Origin of the sequence: Mesorhizobium sp. M0862 (assembly GCF_040319795.1) — a bacterium.
In the GTDB taxonomy this organism is placed as follows: Bacteria; Pseudomonadota; Alphaproteobacteria; order Rhizobiales; family Rhizobiaceae; genus Mesorhizobium.
Window position 1 is genome coordinate 166,201 of sequence record NZ_JAMYOJ010000006.1, and the last position, 23,266, is coordinate 189,466.

Sequence of the window (23,266 nt, forward strand, 5' to 3'; positions counted from 1 at the left end):
CCGGCGCGAAAATGTCGCGAGGCGGGATTGCCGGGCACGCCCTCAAACGGATAATTGACGCATGAAACGAGTTCGCAAGGCAGTTTTCCCGGTCGCCGGTCTCGGCACACGGTTTCTCCCGGCCACCAAGGCCATTCCCAAGGAGATGCTGACCGTCGTCGACCGGCCGGTCATCCAGTATGTCGTCGATGAGGCGCGCGAGGCCGGCATCGAACATTTCATCTTCGTCACCGGCCGCAACAAGGCGGTCATAGAAGACCATTTCGATATCCAGTTCGAGCTCTATGATACGCTGGCACAGCGCGGCAAGGACGACCAGCTGGCCCGCTTGCAGCGGCTGCAGCCGGCGCCGGGGCAGACCTCGTTCACCCGCCAGCAGGTGCCGATGGGGCTCGGCCACGCCGTCTGGTGCGCCCGGGAACTGGTCGGCGACGAACCCTTCGCGCTGTTGCTGCCCGACATGATCATGCAGTCGGAAAAGAGCTGCATGAAGGCCATGGTCGAGCTCTACGAGGAGACCGGCAACAACATCATCGCGGTGCAGGAATGCGATCCGGCCGAAACCCACAAATATGGCATTGTCGGCCGAGGCGAGGACACGCATCACGGCTTCCGCATCACCGAGATGGTCGAAAAGCCGAAGACCGGCACCGCACCGTCCAATCTCTACATCAACGGCCGCTACATCCTGCAGCCCGAGATTTTCAAGATTCTGGAAAGCCACGAAAAGGGCGCCGGCAACGAGATCCAGCTCACCGACGCGATGCTGAAGCTGGAAAAACAGCAGCCCTTCTTTGGCTACCACTTTCAGGGCCGCACCTTCGATTGCGGATCGCCGGAAGGGTTCGTCGAGGCCAATGTCGCCTTCGCGCTGTGGCGCAGCGACATGAACGAGAACATGGCCGGCGTCATCCGCACGCTGCTCGATGAGATGAAGCCATCCGAGCGTCGCGGCGCTGCTTTTTAGCTACCGCTGCAGCTTCAGCCCCAAATAGATGCTGTTGGCGGTGTAGTTGCGCCCGGGCAGATTGCTGGTCAGCTTTTCGGTGCGGGCGCGGCTGGTGAGGCCGACATAACGGTTCAGCCACCAGGTCAGCCCGGCCTCTGCACTTAGTGTCATGTCATGGCCATCGGAGCCGGTGTAATTGCGCCAGTCGAGCCCAAGGGCTGCGTTGCCGGTCAGGTCGGCGCGGATCTGCCGCTCGCCGGTGAGGCGGCCGGAATAGAGGATGTCGCCGCTCTCACCGGCGTTCGTCGTGCCTTCGACCGTGGTTTGCCCGGTGAGGCCGATGATGGTGCCGCGCTCGGGCGACCATTTGAGGTCGGCATTGATGGTGGCTCCCGAAATCGCCTCCAGGTTCTTGTCGTCGATCGCTTCCCTCAGCCAGCCAGCCGAGAACTCACCTTTGAGCTTCTCGCCCATGTCGACTTCGATACCGGCGCGTGCGCCAAGCCGGGTCGAAGAGCGCTCGAAGCCCTTGTTGTCGATCCGTTGGCCATATACCCTTCGGCCGAGCTCAATCTCGGCAAAGGGCGTCAGAGCCGGGGAAATTTCATAGCCGGTCCGCAACGTTGCAGTATAGAGCGTGTTGTCCTGATCCTTCTGCGACAACACGGTGCCGTCCGTTAGCTTGGCGTCGCCATAGATGTCGTGGGAGACCGCACCGGTCAGCGCAAAGCGCAGCTTGCCGACATCCTTCTCGACGGCGAGGCTGCCGTCGACAGTCTGGCGGATCGGCTGCGAGGTGACGCCGGCAATGGCGTCGGGCGCGGAGGCCGATTCCGGCGCAATCTCGTAGCCGAGCTTGGCGATGGCGCGCAGTTCATTGTCGAGGTCGACATTGTACGTGCCTTGGATACGGCCGCGTGCCTCATTGATCTTCTGGCCCGAAATGGTGTTGCGGAAATTGCCGTAGCCGTCGATGACCGCCGAATTCTCGCGCCAATCGGAGGCGGCGGAGAAACGCAGCGCCGTTTCGGACAGCACCGCCGACTTGCCGCCAGCGCTGGAATCGGCGTTCGACGTGACGGCAACGCCCTGCTCGAGCGTCGGCCGCAGCAGGAACGAGCCGACCTTGATGCCGGTTGCCGCGTACGGGTCGTCCTCGAGCTTCTTCTTCTGGCCCTCGATGGCGCCGGTGCGCTCGGCGCCGGGGTCGAGCTTTCGTCGGTCGACACCGCCGACGGTGAGGACACGGCGGTTCGCTGTGTCCTGATCGGCGTCGCCTGCCGCAGTGCCGTCCGGAGTCGTTCCGGTGGTGGTCTGGTCCGTGGCTTTGCCAGGCTTCTTCTTGTCGGCAGCCTTGGTTTTGTCCTTGGCCTTGTCTGCATCCGCGGCGGCGCGTTGTTTTGCCGTCGATGGCCGGCGTGGCTGGACGGTTGGCGGCTTGTCGGCGAACGAATCGTCGATGGTCGCCGGCGGGTCGAAAATGCTGTTTGCGCCGGCCTGTGACGGGTCGGTGTCGTCAGGCAAGGCGCCATCGCTGGCCGGCACATAAGCGGTTGGCGTGTTTCCCGTGGGGGCGGTGTCGGCAGGGGCGGGCTTGACCTGCGTGTTGGCCTTGCTCAATTGCCTGGCCCGGCGCTGCTGGTCGGACAGGATCGCCGATTCCGAAACTTCGCCGCGCAGCTCGGTCTCCTGGGCATGAAGCGCAGTTGGCCGCAGCAAAGCGAGCACGCTCGTCGCCAGAAGCAGAGCGCAAAAGGCTCTGCCCGTTCGACCTTTTTTCTCTTGAGGCTGGGCCCGCGACATCGTCACCACTGCTTGCGCGGCGCAAGCGCGCCATACTTACCGAACCGTAAACGGGGATGGTTAACGGAGGGTTGAAGGTGTGCCTGTACGACATGGCTGGACGGCAATTCTGTTGGACAGGCGAACGGCAAAGCGCTAATCGCATCAGCCATGCATGCGGGATCCCCAGAAAAGAAGCCTTTGGAGGCTTCGGTCGCCTCGGCGCTGAGAACGGTAGCCACGGAACAGGCCGGCGTGGCGGCATTGGCCGCCGCGCTGGAGAACGAACTGGCCGAACCTTTCGCCCGCGCCGTCGACATGGTGTCGCGCATCAATGGCCGTGTCATAGTCACCGGCGTCGGCAAAAGCGGCCATATCGGCACTAAGATCGCGGCCAGTCTGGCTTCGACCGGCACGCCTGCCTTCTTCGTCCATCCGGCGGAGGCCAATCATGGCGACCTTGGCATGATCGCCAGAGACGATGCCATCATCGCCATGTCATGGTCCGGCGAGAGCAAAGAATTGATGGGCATCGTCGCCTATTCCAGGCGCTTCTCGATCCCGCTGATTGCGATTACCGCGGGCGCGGCCTCGGCGCTGGCGCGCGCGGCCGACGTGGTGGTGCTCCTGCCGTCCGCGCCGGAAGCCTGCCCGCACGGTCTGGCGCCGACGACATCGACCCTGCTGCAACTGGTGGTCGGCGATGCGCTGGCCATAGCGCTGCTCGAAGCGCGCGGCTTCACGCCCGACCATTTCCGCACGTTCCACCCCGGCGGCCAGCTCGGCGCCAATCTCACGCAGATCCACGAGATCATGCATGTCGGCGAAAGGCTGCCGCTGGTGGCTTCCGGCACGGGCATGCGCGAGGCGATCCTCGAATTGTCGAACAAGGGCTTCGGCTGCGTGGCGATCGCGACGGCGGATGGCGCGTTGGTGGGCATCATCACCGATGGCGACATCAGGCGTCACATCGGCAGCAATCTCATGGAAATGAGCGTCGATCAGGTGATGACGAAAAAGCCGAAGACGGCCACACCGGACACGCTGGTGGCGACGGCGCTGCAGATTATCAACAATTCGGCCATTACGAGCCTGATGGTGGTCGAAGGCAGGCGGCTCGTGGGACTGGTTCATCTGCACGACCTGCTGCGCATCGGCGCCGCCTGAAAAAATCAAAGGACGCGTCGCGTTCGGGAAGCCCTAGGCGACGCGCCTGATTTTCCGGATCGAAAGCGCCATGCGCTTTCGAAATGTCAAACTGCCTCGACGGTCAGTTCCAGATCGGTGTCGGCCGAACTGACGACGCGCACCTGCGTGCCGGCCGGCAGGTCGGGACCGGAGACGCGCCACAGTGTGTCGCCGAGTTTGATGCGGCCGCGACCGTCCTTGATCGGCTCGGCCAGCGTTGCCATCCTGCCGACCAACTGCGCGCCGCGCCGGTTGAGGAGCGGCTGGTCGCTAGGGGTATTACGCCCACCAACCAGCTTCTTTCCGGCAAGGGCCGAGACCAGCGACAGGGCCAGGAAGGCGAGGACCTGGACTTCCCAGGCCCAGAAGCTTGCGTCCCAGACGAGCAGGGAAATCACACCGATCACCAATGCGGCGATGCCGATCCACAGCATGAATATTCCTGGCGCGATGACCTCCATCACCAGGAGGACGAAGCCCAGAACCATCCAGTTCCACGGACCAAGTTCGGAAATGATGCGGTCGAACATGGGAGTGCGCTCCTAGTTCTTGTTTGAGAGCATGATCTTTTCCGAAAACCGGCTCCCACTTTTCGGGATCATGCTCTTATGATCTCAGTTCTCGCCCGATCTCAGTTTTCGCTTGGGCGAACCACCGGAGGGCGGGCGGCCTGCCTGGCGGCGCCGGCGGTGCCTTCGCTGCGGAACACCTCCCTGGCGATCTCGCTTATGCCGCCGAGGGTGCCGATCAGCGCCGAGGCTTCCATCGGCATCAGCACGACCTTGCTGTTGTTAGCGGTGCCGATCTTGCCCATCGCTTCGGTGTATTTGAGCGCCACGAAGTAATTGAGTGCCTGCACGTCGCCCTTGGAGATGGCTTCCGATACAACCTGGGTGGCTCGCGCTTCGGCCTCGGCCGAGCGTTCGCGCGCCTCGGCGTCGCGGAAGGCGGCTTCCTTGCGGCCTTCGGCCTCGAGGATCTGCGACTGCTTGAGGCCTTCGGCGGCGAGGATCTGCGCACGCTTATTGCGTTCGGCGGTCATCTGACGACCCATCGATTCGATGAGGTTGGCCGGCGGATTGATATCCTTGATCTCGACGCGGGTGATCTTGATGCCCCACGGATGCGCCGCTTCGTCGACGACGCGCAGCAGGCGCTCGTTGATGGCGTCGCGGTTCGACAGCAATTCGTCGAGGTCCATCGAGCCCATGACGGTACGGATGTTGGTCATCGTCAAATTGAGGATGGCGTTCTCCAGGCCGGCGACCTGGTAGGCGGCCTGGGCCGCATTGAGGATCTGGTAGAAGGCGATGCCGTCGACGCCCACAATGGCGTTGTCGCGCGTGATGATTTCCTGGCTCGGAACGTCGAGCACCTGCTCCATCATGTTCATCTTGGCGCCGATTCGGTCGACGAACGGCACGATGAGGTTGAGGCCGGGGCTTAGTGTTTTGGTGTAACGACCAAAGCGCTCCACCGTATAATTATAGCCTTGCGGGATTGTCCGGATGCCTTTGATAAGAAGCACCAATACCAGAAAGGCAAGCGCACCAATCGCAATACCGAAACCACTGAAGTCCATTTGAATCTCCCTCAGATGCCGGCCATGGCGTTGATTCCATGCAACCGACTTCACCAAACACTTAGGTGTGTTTCAATAATGTTACAATCAGGTGATCGTTGATTATTAGTGCATGGAATAGCGCAACTGCGGCGATCGATCGCCGCAACGTGGCGGCCTCAGACCCAGCCCGACAGCTCGCGCCGCACCATCGCCTCGATCACCGCCATGCCTTCTGCACTGTCGTTGAGGCACGGGATGTGGGCGAATTTCTCGCCGCCGGCGTGATGGAAGGTCTCGGCCGCCTCGCGGCCGATTTCGTCCAGCGTCTCGATGCAGTCGACGGAAAAGCCTGGGTTGACGATGGCGATCGATTTCACGCCGTCCTTCGCCAGTTTCTCGACCGTCTTGTCGGTGTAGGGCTGCAGCCATTCCTGGGCGCCGAAGCGCGACTGGAAGGTGATGATCAGCTTCTTTTCATCCCACCCCAGTCGTTCACGCAACAGCCGTGTCGTCTTCTGGCAGTGGCAGTGATAGGGATCGCCCTTCTCGAAATAGGGCTTCGGGATGCCGTGATAGGAGGTGATGACCACCTCGGGCTCGAAGTCTAGCGTTGCCAGATGCCGTTCGATCGAATGGGCGAGCGCCTCGATGTAGACCGGCTCGTCATAGTAGGGCGGAACACTGCGCACGGCAGGCGCGCGGCGCATCTTCATCAAGGCGCGAAACAGCTGGTCGTTGGCGGTCGCGGTGGTGGTCGCGGAGTATTGCGGGTAGAGTGGGAACGACAGGATGCGGTCGCAGCCTTGTTCGACCAGCCTTTGAGCGACGCTCGCGGTCGAGGGGTTGCCGTAGCGCATCGCCCAGTCGACCACGACATCGGGTAGGTCGATGAGCGCTGCGGCCAGCTTTTCGCTCTGCGCGCGGGTGTAGGTGCGCAGCGGCGACTCGTTCCTCTCGCGGTTCCATATCCTGGCGTAATTGGCGCCGGACTTCTTCGGTCTGGTGGTCAGCACCAAGCCGTAGAGGATCGGATACCAGATCGCCTTGTTGAGTTCGATGACGCGCGGATCGGACAGGAATTCGCGGAGATAGCGCCACATCGGCTTGAAATCGGTACCGTCGGGCGTGCCGAGATTGACCAGCATGACGCCGATCTTGCCTGCCTTTACCGGCGGATGTCCCGCCGGCAGCAGGTCGAGCGCTTTCGCGGCTTTGGGGTCGACAGGCGTGGAAAGCGTCATGAAGGTCTCCCGACACCGCGAAACCGACGATGTCGGGCGAACCTAGCGATGCGGCGCGAGTTTTCAATGCTGCGTCTGGCCGCACCTTACCCTGAAAGCCAAAAACCGCCCGGTTTCCCGGACGGATTTTGCTGGTCGCAAGCGCGAAGCGAGGTTACTTCGCCGGAATGGTCAAGCTCGCGCCGACCGGAAGCCGGCGTGGCTCGTAGCCTTTGTTGGCCTCGGAGATCACCTTCCACTTGGCGCCGTCGCCGTAGGCCTTCTTGGCGAGATCCCAATAGGTATCGCCGGCGACGATGACATGGCTGGCTTCGGCCGGGGCGCCGTCAGCCGGCTTTGCCGGAGCAGGTGCGGCTTCGGCCGGTTTTGCCGGTTCGGCCGGAGCCGGCGTTGCCGGGGCGGTTTCCGCCGGGACAGTCGGCGGCGTGGTGGTGATGTCGCCGGAGCCTGCCGGCAATGCGGGCATCGCCGGCTCCGCCGGTGCAGCCTCGGCCGATTTTGCCGGTTCCGCTGGAGCAGGTGCCGGTTCGGCTGGTTTTGCCGGCTCGGCGGCCGGGGCAGCCGCTACGGTTGCGGCAACCTCGGTGATGCGGCCGTCGAGCTTGGGCGTGTAGGGCCGGTGCGCGGCGAGATAGTCGGCGACCACCTGTTCGAGGCCCGGGCCGTAATCATAGGCGTTCTTGGCCTTCTCGGCGAAGACCTTATAGCCGTCGCCGCCCTGGCGGACGTAATTGTTGGTGGCGACCAGATAGTCCTTGTCCGAATTGATCGGCGCCCAGGCACCGTTCTGCATCACCTCGACCGACTTGACTCGGCCGGCATTGGGCGCGACCGACTTGTCGAAGGAGTATTTGAGACCTGCCACCTGCGGGAAGCGGCCGCCGCCGTCCTCGACCTGGCTGACGCCGTTTTCCAGCCCGGCAACCAGATCCTTGCCGGAAATCTGGAAGGTCGCCAGCGTGTTCTGGAACGGCAGCACGGTCAGCACCTCGCCCATGGTGACGGTGCCCTTGTCGATCGAAGCACGCAGGCCGCCGCCATTCGAGACGACGATCTCGACGCCCTGTCCCTTGACGCGGTCGAGGATGGCGTCGGAGACGAGGTTGCCCATCGCGCATTCCTTGGTGCGGCAGCTTTCGCGGCTGCCGTCGATGGCCTCGGTGGTCTCGGCCACTTCCTTGTTCTTCAGCGCCTCGATCGGCGCGCCAAGCTCCTTGATGCGGGCAAGAACGGCCGGATCGGGAGTGATCGACTTGTCGAGGAAGATCGGGTCGCCGCTGGCTTCCTTGACGTTGCCATTGTCGTCGAACACGACCTTGAATTCGCCGAGATATTTCGAATAGGACGCGGCCTGCACGACAGGCACCTTGGAGCCGTCGGGGTTGTCGACCATCGTCGGGTAGGGGCCTTCAGCCTTCGGGTCGGTGTTGGACAGAAGCGAATGGCTGTGGCCGCCGACCACCACATCGATGCCCGGGATCTTGGCGATGACATCGCGCTCGCGCCTGTAGCCGATATGGGTGACGGCAATGATCTTGTTGACGCCTTGCGCCTTCAGCTTCTCGACCTCGGCGGTGATCGACTTGACGTCGTCCTCGATGGTAATGTTGGGGCCGGGAGAGGCGAGTTCCGGCGTGTCGTTGGTCACGGCGCCGACAATGCCGATCTTCTGGCCGCCGACCTCAAGCACAATCGACGGCTTGATCTTGCCTGCGGCGCCGGACTTGTCGTTGGGCACGACATTGGCGCTGACGATCGGGAACTTCGCCTTGTCGAGATAAGGCACCAGCGCGCTCTCGCCATCGTCGAATTCGTGGTTGCCGAGCGTCACCGCGTCGGGCTTGATCTGATTGAGGAATTCCTCCTCCGCCGTGCCCTTGTAGGTGATGTAGAACAGCGATCCCTGAAAGCTGTCGCCGGCATTGAGCAGCAGCACGTTCTGGCCTTCGAGCTTCTTGCGCTCCTGTGCGATCGCGGTGACCAGCCGGCCGGCGCCGCCGATGCACTCACCCTTGGTCTCTTCCTCGGCCGAGCAGGTTGACTCGTATTTGTTGTTGCCTTCGATGCGGCTGTGCCAATCGTTGAAATGCAGGATGTTCAACGTGTAGTCGGCAAAGGATGGTGCGGCCGACAGGCCGAGTGTCGAGGCAGAGAGGGCGGCAATGGCGGCGAGCTTCTTCATCTTCGTCTCCCGGATATGATCAAAGGCGTTTAGCGCTCTTGCCCGACTGCAGGATAACAGCCAGCATTTCGGGTATGTTCACATCGCGGTTGTGGCGATGCAAGAAGAATCAGGGCGGATAACCGGCATCGGTTTGCCGGCATAAAAAAGGCGGCGGCATCGCGCCGCCGCCATCCGCAAAGCCGCATGGGAAAGGTTCAGCCGCGCCTGGTCAGCACGAAGTTCTGCCCGGCGGAGCTGGTGCAATTCAGCTGGTTTATGGACACCAGCAGGCAGTTGAAAGCGATTGGCTGCTGCCGGATCAGCGAGGTTCCGTTGATCTCGACCGAGGTGGCGCCGGTCTTGGTGTAGCTGCCGTCAGCGAATTTCTCACCGGTCTCCGCCGAAACGGTGGTGAAGACGCCGCCGTTCAATGTCGAGACCGCCTTGCCTTCGGCGTTCAGCCATGAGCCTTCGACGCCTCGCGCCTGCGATGAGATCGGTGGCCCGTCGGAGCCGCCGGTGGTGCAGGCGGCAAGCATCGTCGCAAGAGCGCCCGCCGCGCCCGCAGAAAGAATTTTGCGCGCAATCGTCATATCAAATCCTCTCCTGACGCATCGGCCCAATCGTCAAACGACGCTTTGGAGAACACGATGTGCGTGGCCTCAAGTTTCCAGAGCCGTCCCTCGTGCGTCCAAATGGATGCACACTGCTCTCGTCCGCATCCCTTCAATCGCCCGATTTCCGGGCGATTGCAAGGCAGTGAGGCAGGGGTATGGAACCGCTATCGAACGAGGATGTTGCGGAATTGCCACGGGTCGCTTTTGTCGAGGTCCTCGGGAAACAGGCCCGGACGGTTATCGAGCGGCGTCCAGTCGGTGTAGTAGCCCTTGACCGGTCCGAGATACTGGGACTGCACTTCCAGGCAGCGCCTGTAGTCCATCTCGTCGGCCTCGACGATGCCGGCTTCCGGGTTTTCCAGCGCCCAGACCATGCCGGCGAGCACGGCCGAGGTGACCTGCATGCCGGTAGCGTTCTGGTAGGGCGCCAGCTTGCGGGCTTCGGCCAGCGACAGCTGCGAACCGTACCAGTAGGCGTTCTTGGCATGGCCGTAGAGCAGCACGCCAAGCTCGTCGACGCCGTCGACCAGTTCGTTTTCGTCAAGCACATGGTGGATCGGCTGCGGCTTGCCGGCAGCGCCGAACATTTCGTGCAGCGACAGCACGGCGTCGTTGCAGGGGTGATAGGCATAGTGGCAGGTCGGGCGGTATTGCACCTTCCCCTTCTTCGACCGCACGGTGAAGAAGTCGGCGATCGAGATCGCCTCATTGTGCGTCACCAGGAAACCGTATTGCGCGCCCGGCGTCGGGCACCAGGAGCGCACGCGGGTGTTGGCGCCGGGCTGTTCGAGATAGATCGCAGCCTTGGAGCCATGCTTGTGCTCCTTGCCGTTCTTCGGCATCCATCTCTCATGCGTGCCCCAGCCGAGCTCGGCCGGCTGCAGCCCTTCCGAGATGAAACCTTCGACCGACCAGGTGTTCCAGAACACGTTCATCGGCTTCGGCTTCTTGGTGCGCTGGGTGTCGCGCTCGGCGATGTGGATGCCCTTGACGCCGGCCTGCTTCATCAGCTTCGCCCAGCCGTCACGGTCGTCCTGCGCGGGTTCGGAAAACTCGAGGCCGAGGTCGCCCGCAAGGTTCAGCAGCGCCTGCTTGACGAACCACGAGACCATGCCCGGATTGGCGCCACAGGTCGAAACCGCGGTAGCGCCGCCGGGCTTGTCGTGCTTCTCCTTGATCAAGGCTTCGCGCAGCGCGTAGTTGGTGCGGCTGGCATTGTCGGCCTTGGCGTCGAAATAGAAGCCGAGCCACGGCTCGACGACGGTGTCGATGTAGAGCACGCCGAGCTTGCGGCAGAGCCGCATCAGGTCGACCGAGCCGGTATCGACCGACAGATTGATGCAAAAGCCCTGGCCGTCACCATTGGTCAAAAGCGGCGTCAGCAGTTTCTTGTAGTTTTTCTCGGTCACGTGCTCCTGGACGAAGGCGATGCCGCGCTCGTCGAGCAGCTTGCGGTCGGTGTCGAGCGGGTCGATGACCGTCATGCGCGACTTGTCGAATTTGAAATGGCGCTCGATCAGAGGCAGCGTTCCCCGTCCGATCGAACCAAAGCCGATCATCACGACAGGGCCGGTGATTTCACCGTAAACGGGCCAGTTTTCATTCGCCATTTTATCGAGCACTCCTTCAAGCAACGCGCCAAAACGGCCGTTCGACCGCCGCGCGACAAACCATAGATCATTGTCACAATAAAGCGAAAAGCAGGGATAAGGTTAGTTCCCGGCCGCGCAGATACGCCTACGGTTCGAGCAGTTTCGCGAATTCCGGTGTGAACAGCGCTTGTGCTTCGGAGACCGGCATTTCAACGAGATCGCCGCCGCAAGCCTGGATGACGTTGGGCAAACCTTGCAGGCCGAAGACCAGAACCTGCCTGTCGCCATCGCGCTTCAGGCTGGCGCCGAGATAGTCGCTGATCAAATCGTCGATGCCGCATTCGGCCTCGTAATCCACCTCGGTCTGGTCGCTTGGCTTCTTGCGGTTCTCCCTGACGAAGGCGGCCAGCGAGGGGCCTGGCTTGCCGTCGCCCGTATCGGAAAACATGTCCTGAAGGGTAAGCAAGGCGCCACGGCGCACGTCCATGACATAGGCGTCGGAATAGTTGTTCGGATGCGCACCGCCGCAATAGAGGCTGCCGGATTCCGACCAGCTCATCAGCTTCGGCGTCAATGACGTCACTTTGGACGTCGTGTCTTCGTAGCCGCCAAGCGAATCGTCATCCATGCCCTCCATCGGTGGTCCATCGTGGAAGCCGGCGTATTGCAGCGCCGCGCACGTCAAGGCGCTGAGGCTGTCATGCCAATGGCGGTTCTGCAGCAAGGCATTGGCGGCTTCGATCGGCGCACTGCCGGCGAGATCGACGATGCGCGGCCTGGCGAATTTGGTGCGCGGATCGGTGACATAGTTGTAGGCTGCATCCGGCCAACCTTCCTTGGCGTCTGCCTTGGGCGCGAAATCCAGCTTGATATAGTCGTAGGGCGATGCCGCCATGGTGATCGGCGCATCGTCGCCCGAGAATGTCATGTCGGTGAAATCATAGAGATCGCGTGGCGTCGTCGCCGGCGTCTCCGTCTGGGCACGGCTGGCGATCCTTGTCAGCTTCAGCGGCAGGGTCTTTTTGGCCGTCCAGGTGCCTTCCAGCGTCTTGCCCTTGTCGGCGGAACTCAACCGCCAGACGGCGCCGATGGGTGGAGCCTGGCCGTCGCCGCACTTCTTGGCATCGCAGGCTTCTTCCTCGGCCAATTGAAAGGTGGCGCCCTTGCTCGACTTCGCCTGCAGAGGAATATCGACGCCCTTGGAGCGGTAGAAATAGCGCGCCGCCTGTGCCTCTCCAGCCGTCGCCGGATCGCCGGTAAACTCGACGACGATGTCGATGTTGCCGAGCTTGCCGGCATAGGTGACGGGGTCGGCGAGCGCCGTTGCCGGCAACGCCAGCAATGCACCGAGCAATACGGCTTGCTCCAGGATTTTTCGGATCATCGTCACTCCTGAGCCATGGTTTGCAGGCGTTGCACCAGCCGGTCACGGTCTGATGTCATCCCCTTATAGTCGAGTTGAGCCTCATCCAGCGCCTGCAATTGCGCCGCGAAAGAGGCGGCAAGCGTTGCCCGGTCGGGATGCCGCGCCAGCACTTTCAGCGGGTCGAGATGGATGCGGATGGTGAACAGGATGTCGCGCGACAGAGGCAGTTTGCGCAGCGTCTGGCGCTCGACGCGGATGAAGGCGTGGGCGTTGACGTCGCCGTCGGGAAATCGCGAGGGGCGGTTGGTGGCACGGTCGATGCGCTCGACATTGGAGAGCGGATGATAGAGCGCGTCGCCGGCCTGGATCGACCAGTTGAAGCGTTCGACGGCCTGACCCTGCAGGCCGTCGAACATGCGGTTGATGAGCTCGGCCGGCCTGGTGCCCGGACCGAAGCCCGGCACCGGTGCGTGGATCTGCTGCAGCGGCCGGCCGAATTTTTCGACCAGCGACCAGGATGACGGGAAACACAGCGAGCCGGCGGCGAGCCGCCAGCCGGTGTCGTCACGGCGCATCAGGATCAGGTCTTCCTGAACGAGCAGCGACGCTGCGACCAGCGGGGCATCGGGGAAGGTGGCGTCAGAGTCGGCTTTGGCGCCAATGACCTCAACCCCGGCATTGGTGCGCCGGTACATCCCGGGAAATGTCGACAGCAGATGTGCTTCGATGAGGCCGCGCACTTCGCGCTGGGCGTCGCGCGTGCCGTCTTCCTCGACAAACACCTTGTCGGGAATTTCGGCATACAGCCGGCGCTTTTCGGCGAGATGGTCGAAGAGATACCGGTCGACCTCGATCCACTTGTCGAGTTCGAGCGGCTTCAGCCCGATGGTGAAGAGCTTTGAGGAGCCATCATAGGGCGTGTGCGTGGGCTGACGAGAATTCATGCTTCGCTAGAAAGTGTCCAATGCCGGCGGTTATTCTCGCAGCCGCTTCGTATCAGGCCAATGTTGCCGGGATCAAGCCGCGCAGAGAATTGCCGACGAACAGTGTTTTGGCGGATTTCAACTCGTCATAGCTGTAGATCGCCTCCTGGGCGCGGCCTTCGTCCAGCAACTCGGCGCGCAATACGCCAGGCAGCAGGCCGCAGTCGAGCCTGGGTGTCATCAGCATGCCATCACCGAAATCGGCGAAGACGTTGGTGATGGTGCCTTCGCAGATTTCACTGCGCTCATTTGCGAGCAACACTTCGTCGGCCTGGGTGATCAGATATTCGGAGCGGGCGTGAGTGTAGACTTGCCGCCGGCCGGTCTTGTGGCGCAGCAGCGTGTCGGTGGAGGAGAGCCGGACCCGCGCCAGTCGCAGCCGCCAGACCTTGTCGGCGGCGAGTGGCTCGTAACGCTGAACAGAAGCCGTCACCTCGCCATTGCGCTGCAGGACGAGCCGGGTGCGCAGCGCCGTCTGCTGCGCCCCGATAGTATTCGCCAGCACCTCGCCGATCCGCTGCGGATCGCAGGCAAAGCCGAGTTCTTCCGCCGAGCCGTAAAGGCGTGCGAGATGGCGTTCGAAGCGCAGAAAGCCCTGGCCGGGCTCCCAGCGCATGGTCTCGATCAGCTCGAAATCGGCGGTGTCCCCGTCGCGAAGCGCGCCTTCAGCAGACACTCCTGATACTCCTCTTGCGCCGTCGAATCGAAGACGACGCCGCCGCCGACATTGTAAACGGCCTCGCCACTGGAAAAGAGGGATATAGTGCGGATCGCCACCGAAAAGCGCATCATGCCGCCAGGCGCGATCCAGCCGATGGCGCCGCAATAGACGTCGCGCGGTGTGTCTTCCAGCTCGTGCAGGATTTCCATCGCGCGGATTTTCGGCGCGCCGGTGATCGAGCCGCAGGGAAACAGCGCGCCAAAGACTTGGCGGATGCCGAGATCAGGCAGAAGCTTCGCCCGCACACGGCTCACCATCTGATGGACGGTCGGGTAGCTCTCGATGCGGAACAGTTCCGGGACTTCCAGCGTGCCGACCTCGCTGATCAGTGAGATGTCATTGCGCAGGAGATCGACGATCATCCGGTTCTCGGCCTGGTTCTTTTCGTCGCTGCGCAAGAAGGACTTCAACCGCGCGTCCTCGGCCTTGGTCGCGCCGCGCGGTGCGGTGCCCTTCATCGGATGGGTTTCGATCATGCCTAAGGCATTGATCTCGAAGAACAGCTCGGGCGAACGCGATAAGACGATGGGATCGCCGAGCGAAATCAGTGCGCCATACTTGACCGGCTGGCGTCCTGTCAGTGCGTCGAAGGCAGCAAGCGGATCGCCCGACCATTGGGCACGGACCGGAAAGGTCAGGTTGCCTTGGTAGCAATCGCCCTTGCGGATGTGGTCGTGAAGGCGCGCGAAGCGTCTGGCGTAGTCCTGAGCGGACCAACTGGCCCTGGCGTCGAAGATGGGGCCATTGGTGGCCGGCGCATCGTTGCGCGGCACGCCCTCTTCGACCGGAGCATCGAAGACACCCAGACAAACCAGTGGCGCACGCCGGCCTTCAGGCAGCAGCGGCACGAGTTTCGGTTCGAGCAGATAGCCCGCTTCGTAGGAGAAATAGCCGGCCAGCCATTTGCCGGCATCGCTCGCCGCCTGCGCAGCCGCCAGCGCCGGCAGAAAATCCTTGGCATCATAGGCAATGATGATGTCGGCCGGGTGGTCGAAGACCAACTGACGGCCGCTTTCATCGTTGCGGAAAATGGCAGAGGGCAGGGGCATGGGGCTCGGGTACTGCGGTCGATGACGCCAGAACCGCTCTATATGGGGGCCGGGCGGCGTGCAATCGAGGGAGCGGCGTCGCAGGGCGCAAAGACAGTGGCGAATGCAAAAACAAAGACGGCGCCCGAGAGCGCCGCCTTCTGGTTATGTTGCCGATGACAGATCAGCTGTTGTTGGCGGTCCCGGCGCTCGGGAATTGGCGTGCGAACTCCTTTTCGTCGCCGGTGGCAAGCAGCTTGGCCTGCTCGACCCACTTTTCGCGGGCGATGCGGCCGTCGAAATTCAGCGTGTCCTCGATGCGCTTGACATCGGCCGCGGTCCAGCCGGCGATCTGCGCGTAGGTGGTGACGCCAAGGCCCTTGAGCAGTTTGTCGTTGACCGGGCCGATACCGATCAGGCGGCGCAGATTGTCGGCCTTCCCAGCTGCCGGGGCGGCCTTCTTCGGGACGGCGGCGGGCTTTGAAGCCGCGGCTTTGGGCGCGGCCTTGGCGGCGGCAGGTTTGCTGGCCGCTGGTTTTGCGGCCGCGGATTTGGCCGCAGCTGGTTTGGCCGCGGCGGGTTTGGCGGGGGCCGGTTTCGCGGCCCGGGCGGACTTGGCCGTTGCCGCTGTCGATACCAGCGCAGCCGGCGCCGAACTTGAAGGCTTGGTGGATGGAGCCGATGTTTCACGCAGCCGGCGTTCGAGATCGGCGCGGGTCTTGCCGCAGGCGTCGAGTTCGCCGGTCAGGCGATCGGCGTCGGCGCGCAGTCTGTCACGCTCGCTGCGGGTGCGGTCGAGATCACCCCGCAAGCTGTCGAGTTCGCCGCGCAGCCGGCCCCAGATAAACCAGCCAACCAACACACCTACAAGGAACGCCAGGACAATGTAAAAGAAGGTCATCGTCTCTCTCCAGTCGGATCCGTCCGCCGCCGTCCCAAGTCATGACCTTGGCAGATCGGATCATCCAATGTGGTTCGGCGGCTCAGGGAACAGCCGGTCTGTCGTCGACTGTCGGCGTTCGGCTTTCCCGCCCATTGCCAACCGTCGCTGTCGCATTCGTCAGACCGCTGCCATGGGCCGGGATGCTGTCCGGCCTTAAGCCGCGCGCCCGGCTGAGCTTCGGTCGGAAAGCTATCATACGGCTTCGGGAAAGCTAACGGAAAATTTCGCCGGAGAGTTATTCAAGAACAGATATTTAGAACAAGAACAGCGCTGCCGTCACATGAATTCCGGCTAAACTGTTCTGCGATTCTGCAAAGTCGAGACCGCTCCTGAACCTGTCACTCTGCGGCATCGGTCCAATGGGTGCGCGCATTAACTGTCGAGCACTTCCAACTCGTCGATCAGGCCGCCGATCACGCCGAGCCCGATCTGCCAGAAGGCGGGGTCTGTGGCGTCGAGGCCGAAGGGGGCGAGAAGCTCCGAGTGATGCTTGGTGCCGCCGGCGCGCAACATCTCGAAATACTTGTCCTGGAAGCCATGCTCGGCGTTCTGGTAGACCGCGTAGAGCGAGTTCACCAGGCAGTCGCCAAAGGCATAGGCGTAGACGTAGAAGGGGGAGTGGACGAAGTGCGGGATGTAGGTCCAGAAGACCTCATAGCCCTCGCGCAGCTTGATCGCCGGCCCCAGGCTTTCGGCCTGCACCTCGAGCCAGAACTGGCCGAGCTTGTCGGAGGTCAGTTCGCCTTTCTTGCGCTCTGCATGCACCTTGCGTTCGAACTCGTAGAAGGCGATCTGGCGCACGACCGTGTTGATCATGTCCTCGACCTTCTGGGCGAGCATCGCCTTGCGCTCGCGCTTGTCGGTGGTCTGGTCGAGCAGCGAACGGAAGGTCAGCATCTCGCCGAACACCGAGGCCGTCTCGGCCAAAGTCAGCGGCGTCGAAGCCATCAGCGCGCCCTGGCCGCCGGCCAGCACCTGATGCACGCCGTGGCCGAGTTCATGCGCCAGTGTCATCACATCGCGCGGCTTGCCCATGTAGTTGAGCAGCACGTAAGGGTGCGCCGAAGGCACGGTCGGATGGGCGAAGGCGCCGGGCGATTTGCCGGGCCTGACCGGCGCGTCGATCCAGTTGCGGTCGAAGAAGGTGCGGGCGATCTCCGCCATGTCGGGGGAAAAGCGCTGATAGGCCGATAGCACAGTGTTCCTGGCATCATCCCAAGGAATCACCGTTTGCGGCGTTTCGGGCAAGGGCGCGTTGCGGTCCCAGTGGTTCATCACCTCCATGCCCAGCCAGCACGCCTTCATCGCGTAGTAGCGATGAGACAGGCGCGGATAGGCCTCGCGCACGGCCGATGCCAGCGCGTCGACCACGCTGCGCTCGACACGGTTGGCGAGATGGCGTGAGTCGGCGATGTCCTCGAAGCCGCGCCAGCGGTCGGAAATCTCCTTGTCCTTGGCCAGCGTGTTGGTGATCAGCGTGAAGGTGCGCAGGCTCTTGCGGAAGGTTGTGGCCAGCGCTTCGGAGGCGCGGCGGCGGACCTCCCCATCGGCGTCCTGCAGGCGGTTCAGCGCCGGCTCCAGCGTCAGTTCCTCGCCGTCTATGTCGAAACGCAGATCGGTCATCGTCTCGTCGAACAGCCGGTTCCAGGCACCGCGCCCGGTGATCGATTTCTCATGGAACAGCTGCTCGACCCGATCCTCGAGCTGGTAGGGCTTGTCCATTCTGAGGTCGAGCACCCAGGGCCGGTAATGGGCAAAGCCGGCGTCGGCGGCGAGGGCGGATTCGAGCGCCTTGTCATCGATCAGGTTCAGTTCCAGCGCGAAGAACAGAAGATGCGCGCTGGCGTCGGTCATCTTTTCCTGGATGTCGCCATAGAGCTTTGCGCGCTGCGGATCGGCCGTGTTGCCGGCATAGATCAGGCCGGCATAGGAGACGATGCGGCCGATCAGTTCCTCCAGCGCCTCATAGGCTGTCAGCGCCTCGCCAAGCCTGCCGGCGCTTCCGCGCCCGGCCTCCGCAGCCAGTGTGCCCTTCCAGCGGTTCTCGAAGGCGACGGCGTCGGCCGCCGCCTTGGCAAGGTCACGCTTCAGTTCGGGCGCCTCCATGCCGGAATAAAGATCGGCGAGATTCCATTCCGGCAGGTCGCCAAGTTCCGCCGCGCCCTGACCGGACGCTACCGCCGCAAGCTGCCGACCGAGAATCCTGCTCATCAACAATTACCTTCTGGAATCAATGGGAAAGGACAAGCCGGTCAAATCCTAAGGAATTCGTTCACCGGGTTTTTTGAAACCTTGTTTAGAACCCTGTGCCAAGATGATCCATGGGAATTTCCCGGGCGGGCAACTCAAATCAGTCATGACAGGTTCCATTCTTATAGTCGATGACGATCCCGTGCAGCGCCGGCTGCTCGAGGCGGCGGTGACGAAATTCGGCCACAGCGCCATCGTTGCCGATGGCGGCGAGGCCGGTCTGAGCGCGCTTGACGGACCCAATGCGAGGGGTATTTCGGCAGTCATCCTCGACCTTGTCATGCCGGGCCTCGACGGCATCGGCGTGCTGAAGGCGATGCGCGAGCGCGGCATCACTGTTCCCGTCATCGTGCAGACTGCGCAGGGCGGCATCGAAACGGTGGTTTCGGCGATGCGCCACGGCGCTTTCGATTTTGTCGTCAAGCCGGCGTCTCCCGACCGGCTGCAGACCGCGGTCGGCAACGCGCTCAAGGTCGAGGCGGTCGAGGACGAGGTCAAGCGCACGTCGCGGCGTCGCGGCGGCCACCTGACCTTCAAGGACATGATCACGCACAGCCCGGCGATGGACCGGGTGATCCGCCTCGGCCAGAAGGCTGCGGCCTCCAACATCCCGATCCTGATCGAGGGCGAATCGGGCGTCGGCAAGGAATTGGTGGCGCGCGCCATCCAGGGCAGCGGCGAACGCCGCACAAAGCCGTTCGTCACCGTCAATTGCGGCGCCATCCCCGACAATCTGGTCGAATCGATCCTGTTCGGTCACGAAAAAGGTTCGTTCACCGGCGCCACCGAAAAGCACACCGGCAAGTTCGTCGAGGCGCATTCGGGCACCCTGTTCCTGGATGAGATCGGCGACCTGCCGCTCGACGTGCAGGTCAAGCTGTTGCGCGCCGTGCAGGATGGCGAGGTCGATCCGGTCGGCGGCCGTTCCACCGTCAGGGTCGACATCAGGCTGATCTCGGCCACGCACCGCAACCTTCTGCAGCAGGTCAAGGACGGCAAGTTTCGCGAGGACCTGTTCTACCGGCTCAACGTTTACCCGATCGTCGTGCCGCCGCTGCGCGACCGCCGCGACGACATCCCCTATCTGGTCAAGCATTTCATGGACAAGGTGGCGCCGGCGGGCAATCGCCTGCACGGCATCTCGGATGCCGCACTGGCCATGCTGCAGGCGTATGATTGGCCGGGAAACATCAGGCAGCTGGAAAACGCCGTGTTCAGGGCCTCGGTGCTTGCCGAAGGCGATGTGCTCACGACTGACGAATTTCCGCAGATCCGGGCGCAGGTCGACGGCACCGTCAATCTCGACGCCGATGCGTCCTTGTCGGACCCCGGCATGGCCTTGAGCACCGGATCGCAAGGCGATGGCGCGCAGACTGACGACGCCGGTACTGCAGCTGCCGAGCCCGCCCCTCCGGCGAGGCTGCTTCAGCGTTTCGGCACGCTGCGGGCGCTGGACGAGCGTGGCAATGTGCGTGCGCTGGCCGATGTCGAACTCGAAATGATCAAGCTCGCCATCGACCATTATAACGGCCAGATGAGCGAGGTCGCACGGCGTCTCGGCATCGGCCGCTCGACGCTCTACCGCAAGCTCAAGGAATACGGCATCGACCCGGAAACCGGTCGCCTCGACCGCCTTGCCTCCTGAACGCCGAATTCCACAGCTTGCCAACGCAAGGCCGGGACCAGCTTGCCGTGCCATATCCGGCGCTGCATAAGGGGGTTGGGGCGGGAATATGGCTGATGCGGACAGCGTTGTTCACGCATTAAGGCCAGCGGTAACAGATCGTGTAGCGCGAAAAGGCTGAATCTTGATCTAAACCAGCAGTTTACCAAGAAATCCTGTGTATTATTTTTGACGGGATATCGCCACGGTGTTACCGCATTTCGGCTTCAATAAGCGATGATTAACCATTAGGATCGATATTCGGATGTGAGAACCACGCATCCGTTTGGACAAATCCGGGGACAAACGGCAGCCTGCAAGGCCTTTTGATTTGAACAAAGTCGAACGACACAGAAACGGGCGGCGCGATCACATGGGCGTCTGGCCGAGATGGCTGGCAGCGTTGATCGTTGCGTTCGCTTTCCTCGCCGCAACTGCTGCCGGCGCCAGCGCTGAAACGCGCTCGCTCAAGCTCTATCACCTCCACACGCACGAAAAGGCCGAGATCGTCTACAAGCGCAATGGCCGCTACGATCCGGCAGGCCTCAGGAAGATCAACATCATCCTGCGCGACTGGCGTCGCAACGAACCGACCAAGATGGATCCGCGCCTGCTCGATCTGGTGTGGGAAGCTTACCGGCAGGCCGGCGCCACCGACTATATCCAGGTCGTCTGCGGCTATCGCTCGCCGTCGACCAATTCGATGCTGCGCAGCCGCAGCCGCGGTGTCGCCAAGGAAAGCCAGCATATGCTGGGCAAGGCGATGGACTTCTACATTCCGGGTGTGCCGCTGAAAAAGCTGCGCAACATCGGCCTGAAGATGCAGGGCGGCGGCGTCGGCTACTATCCGTCGTCGGGTTCGCCCTTCGTCCACATGGACGTCGGCAATGTGCGGCATTGGCCAGGCATCAGCCGCCAGGAACTGGTCAGCCTGTTCCCCAATGGCAAGACGCTGCATGTGCCGAGCGACGGCAGGCCGTTGCCGGGTTATGACCAGGCGCTCGCCTCCTACAAGGCGCGCAAGGGCGCCGGTTCTCCTGCCATCATGATGGCCAGCGCAGGCGGCAGCACCAAGAAATCCGGTGGCTTCCTGTCCGCGTTCTTTGGCGGTGGCGGTGAAGACGAAGCCGACGACAGCGCCGATGTCGCTACCGCCGCGCCGCCGCCGAGAAGCGTGAAGCCGGTGCTGGCTGCCACGAGCAACAACAACAGCAATCTGCCTGGCATCGCGATCGTGTCGCCGCAGAACGCCAAGCGCGCCAACGTTCCGCAGCTTGCCGACGACAGCGCTGACGATTCGGAGCCGCAGGACACGCCGGAGACGATCATCGCCGCGCTGCCCGCCAAGGAAGTGCCGCTGCCCGCTTTCGCACCGCGGCCGAAGGCCGATGTCGGCGCGCAACAACCTGAGACCGTGCCGTTCGGCGTGGCCGATGCCACCACCGAACAGACGGTGGCGACGGCGCAGGCGCCGGCCAATGTGCCGTTCGGCACGGCCGATGCGAGCAATGCCGACCAGGGGGCCGATCAAGCTGCCGCTCCGGCGCAGGTCGCGGTCAACGTCCCGTTGCCGACCTGGCGTCCCGACCGCTCTTCGCCGCCGGCTGAGCTTGCGCCGCAGGACAAGGGCGTTCTGCTGGCGCTGGCCGATACGGCTGCCCACACACAGACCGCAACCGACGCGTTCTCGGTGCTGCCGTCGCGGCGTCCGGACGAGGTCAAGGCGGTTCTCGAACAGGCCAGCGCCGCCGATACAGCCGGTGCTACCGACGACTATCAGGTTGCGTCGCTTGAGCCGCGCTCGGCGTTCAACGATCCGTCAGGTGTCGATGCCGCATCGCCGCGCGGCGCTATTGCTGCCCGTCCCGCCGGTACCGATCCAGCCTCGGTGATCGGCGCCGGCGTCAAGACGACACGCAAGGAAGCCAGGGCTTCGGCCCGCGACCTGAAGCCAGGACCGAAGGCAGTGGTGGTGGCGGCCGAACCGCAGGCGGCCCGCTGGGCGCTGAGCAGCGGCGACAACATCGCCACCGTTTCCAGCCCGACGACAGCGCCGCGCTATGCCTACAACATCGTGCATACGCCGCCGAGCGAGGTCTACACCGCAGGCTTCCATGCGGACAACCAGATGGCCGATGCCAACCGCTTCACCGGCAATGCCGTGAAATTCCTTTCGGTCGCCCGCTTCCAGACGAAGTAAGAGCTCGACGGGGTAAACATTGAAGCCGCGCTGGGCAACCCGCGCGGCTTTTGCTTCTAGCGAGATATCGAGCACTGGCTTCCATCGCCCCAGAATGCTAACCACCAAACTGCATTCCCGCTTCGTCTAATGGTAGGACAGCGCCCTTTGAAGGCGTGAATCGAGGTTCGAGCCCTTGAGCGGGAACCAAAATCTCAACGCGTAGCAAACCCGGTCGGCGCAGCTGGCGGGTTTTTGTGCCGAGTGCAATTCCGGGAACACTGTGATTTTCCCGGGAAAGCGCGGAGCGCTTCCCTTGGGATTGCGCAAAGATAAAGTAGCGGAGGTTATTTTCCGAGCTTGCTCGCGGTCTGTGCGAGCGCCTCGATCTCATCCCACTTGCCGGCCTTGACCAACTCGTCCGGCGCCACCCACGAGCCGCCGACGCAGATAACGTTGGACAGGCTGAGATAGTCGGCGGCGTTCTTGGCCGAGATGCCGCCGGTCGGGCAGAATTTCACGTCGGCCAGCGGCGAGGCAAAGGCCTTCAGCGAGGCGATGCCGCCGGATTGTTCGGCCGGGAAGAATTTCAGGAACCGCAGGCCGGCCTCGCGGGCAGCCATGATCTCGCCGGGCGTGATGGCGCCGGGCAGCAAGGGAACGTCGCTGTCCTTGGCCGCCGCCAGCAACTCGCGCGTGATGCCGGGGCTGACGATGAACTTCGAGCCAGCCGCCGCTGCCTGGTCGAACTGCTTGGCATCGAGAATTGTGCCGGCGCCGACAATGGCGCCCTCGACCTCACCGGCCACGCGGCGGATCGCTTCCAGCGCATCGGCGGTTCTCAACGTGATCTCGATCGCCGGCAGGCCGCCGGCGGCCAGCGCCCGGGCGAGCGGGACGGCGTCCGCGACATTGGCGATCTTCAGCACCGGAATGACCGGCTGGCCATTGAGCAGCGACAGGAGCTTTTCGGTCTTGCTGGGCATTGGCTTTTCTCTCCCTGGGTGATTTCAACCGATTAGCAGAAGGCCGATTC

At 62.9% G+C, this 23,266-nt stretch carries 18 protein-coding genes and 1 tRNA gene; 5 read left to right on the top strand and 14 right to left on the bottom strand.

From position 1 onward, the window contains the following. Nucleotides 1-61: 61 nt before the first annotated feature. Complete coding sequence (gene galU, locus NKI15_RS11625) at nucleotides 62-967, top strand: UTP--glucose-1-phosphate uridylyltransferase GalU (RefSeq protein ID WP_023704015.1); 906 nt, start codon at nucleotides 62-64, stop codon at nucleotides 965-967. Here galU and NKI15_RS11630 read toward each other — a convergent pair whose 3' ends face one another. Next, nucleotides 968-2,752 carry an outer membrane beta-barrel protein gene (locus tag NKI15_RS11630; RefSeq protein WP_031195922.1) on the bottom strand — a complete coding sequence of 595 codons (1,785 nt, stop codon included), beginning with the start codon at nucleotides 2,750-2,752 and terminating at the stop codon, nucleotides 968-970. It abuts the gene before it with no gap. A 150-nt stretch (nucleotides 2,753-2,902) separates the two neighbouring features. On the opposite strand from NKI15_RS11630, the gene NKI15_RS11635 reads away from it, so the two are divergent. After that, nucleotides 2,903-3,898, top strand: coding sequence for a KpsF/GutQ family sugar-phosphate isomerase (locus NKI15_RS11635; protein WP_023704013.1), 996 nt, complete (start codon nucleotides 2,903-2,905; stop codon nucleotides 3,896-3,898). Between the two features lie 86 nt (nucleotides 3,899-3,984). Here the strand turns inward: NKI15_RS11635 and NKI15_RS11640 are convergent, their stop codons facing one another. The 12 genes from NKI15_RS11640 to NKI15_RS11695 form a co-directional block, all read right to left on the bottom strand. Then, the gene (locus tag NKI15_RS11640) at nucleotides 3,985-4,449 is read right to left on the bottom strand and encodes an NfeD family protein (RefSeq protein ID WP_023686409.1); all 465 of its coding nucleotides are present in this window, start codon (nucleotides 4,447-4,449) and stop codon (nucleotides 3,985-3,987) included. A gap of 101 nt (nucleotides 4,450-4,550) precedes the next feature. Next, nucleotides 4,551-5,501: an SPFH domain-containing protein gene (locus tag NKI15_RS11645; RefSeq protein ID WP_023671952.1), complete on the bottom strand. Its 951-nt coding sequence runs from the start codon at nucleotides 5,499-5,501 to the stop codon at nucleotides 4,551-4,553. 158 nt (nucleotides 5,502-5,659) lie between these two features. Continuing rightward, nucleotides 5,660-6,724, bottom strand: a complete 1,065-nt coding sequence (gene hemH, locus NKI15_RS11650) for a ferrochelatase (RefSeq protein ID WP_352513985.1) — start codon at nucleotides 6,722-6,724, stop codon at nucleotides 5,660-5,662. Nucleotides 6,725-6,878: 154 nt separating this feature from the next. Next, entirely contained in the window at nucleotides 6,879-8,906 is a 2,028-nt protein-coding gene (locus NKI15_RS11655) for a bifunctional metallophosphatase/5'-nucleotidase (RefSeq protein ID WP_023747138.1), read from the bottom strand. Nucleotides 8,907-9,103: 197 nt separating this feature from the next. Continuing rightward, nucleotides 9,104-9,481: an Omp10 family outer membrane lipoprotein gene (locus tag NKI15_RS11660; RefSeq protein WP_023683250.1), complete on the bottom strand. Its 378-nt coding sequence runs from the start codon at nucleotides 9,479-9,481 to the stop codon at nucleotides 9,104-9,106. Between the two features lie 188 nt (nucleotides 9,482-9,669). Continuing rightward, complete coding sequence (locus tag NKI15_RS11665; RefSeq protein ID WP_023747139.1) at nucleotides 9,670-11,115, bottom strand: homospermidine synthase; 1,446 nt, start codon at nucleotides 11,113-11,115, stop codon at nucleotides 9,670-9,672. 127 nt (nucleotides 11,116-11,242) lie between these two features. After that, nucleotides 11,243-12,481 (bottom strand): hypothetical protein, encoded by a 1,239-nt coding sequence (locus NKI15_RS11670; RefSeq protein ID WP_023747140.1) that lies wholly within the window; start codon nucleotides 12,479-12,481, stop codon nucleotides 11,243-11,245. A gap of 2 nt (nucleotides 12,482-12,483) precedes the next feature. Then, nucleotides 12,484-13,407, bottom strand: a complete 924-nt coding sequence (locus NKI15_RS11675; RefSeq protein WP_023747141.1) for a heme-dependent oxidative N-demethylase family protein — start codon at nucleotides 13,405-13,407, stop codon at nucleotides 12,484-12,486. Between the two features lie 52 nt (nucleotides 13,408-13,459). After that, complete coding sequence (locus tag NKI15_RS11680; RefSeq protein WP_031242745.1) at nucleotides 13,460-14,122, bottom strand: aminotransferase class IV family protein; 663 nt, start codon at nucleotides 14,120-14,122, stop codon at nucleotides 13,460-13,462. Beyond that, nucleotides 14,071-15,216, bottom strand: a complete 1,146-nt coding sequence (locus NKI15_RS11685; RefSeq protein WP_023747143.1) for an aminodeoxychorismate synthase component I — start codon at nucleotides 15,214-15,216, stop codon at nucleotides 14,071-14,073. The genes NKI15_RS11680 and NKI15_RS11685 overlap by 52 nt, the downstream gene beginning before the upstream one ends. Before the next feature lie 163 nt (nucleotides 15,217-15,379). Next, entirely contained in the window at nucleotides 15,380-16,096 is a 717-nt protein-coding gene (locus NKI15_RS11690) for a helix-hairpin-helix domain-containing protein (RefSeq protein ID WP_023747144.1), read from the bottom strand. Nucleotides 16,097-16,510: 414 nt separating this feature from the next. Further along, nucleotides 16,511-18,349 (bottom strand): M3 family oligoendopeptidase, encoded by a 1,839-nt coding sequence (locus NKI15_RS11695; protein WP_352513984.1) that lies wholly within the window; start codon nucleotides 18,347-18,349, stop codon nucleotides 16,511-16,513. A 145-nt stretch (nucleotides 18,350-18,494) separates the two neighbouring features. Between NKI15_RS11695 and NKI15_RS11700 the strand changes: the two genes are divergently transcribed. From NKI15_RS11700 to NKI15_RS11710, 3 genes are all read left to right on the top strand, one after another. Beyond that, complete coding sequence (locus tag NKI15_RS11700) at nucleotides 18,495-20,033, top strand: sigma-54-dependent transcriptional regulator (protein WP_023747146.1); 1,539 nt, start codon at nucleotides 18,495-18,497, stop codon at nucleotides 20,031-20,033. A 391-nt stretch (nucleotides 20,034-20,424) separates the two neighbouring features. Further along, on the top strand, nucleotides 20,425-22,251 hold the full coding sequence (mepK, locus tag NKI15_RS11705; RefSeq protein WP_352513983.1) for a peptidoglycan L,D-endopeptidase MepK: 1,827 nt from the start codon (nucleotides 20,425-20,427) through the stop codon (nucleotides 22,249-22,251). A gap of 115 nt (nucleotides 22,252-22,366) precedes the next feature. Continuing rightward, nucleotides 22,367-22,440 (top strand) — tRNA-Gln (locus NKI15_RS11710). A gap of 137 nt (nucleotides 22,441-22,577) precedes the next feature. On the opposite strand, the gene NKI15_RS11715 is transcribed toward NKI15_RS11710, so the two are convergent. Further along, nucleotides 22,578-23,216, bottom strand: a complete 639-nt coding sequence (locus NKI15_RS11715; protein ID WP_023747148.1) for a 2-dehydro-3-deoxy-phosphogluconate aldolase — start codon at nucleotides 23,214-23,216, stop codon at nucleotides 22,578-22,580. Nucleotides 23,217-23,266 lie beyond the last annotated feature (50 nt).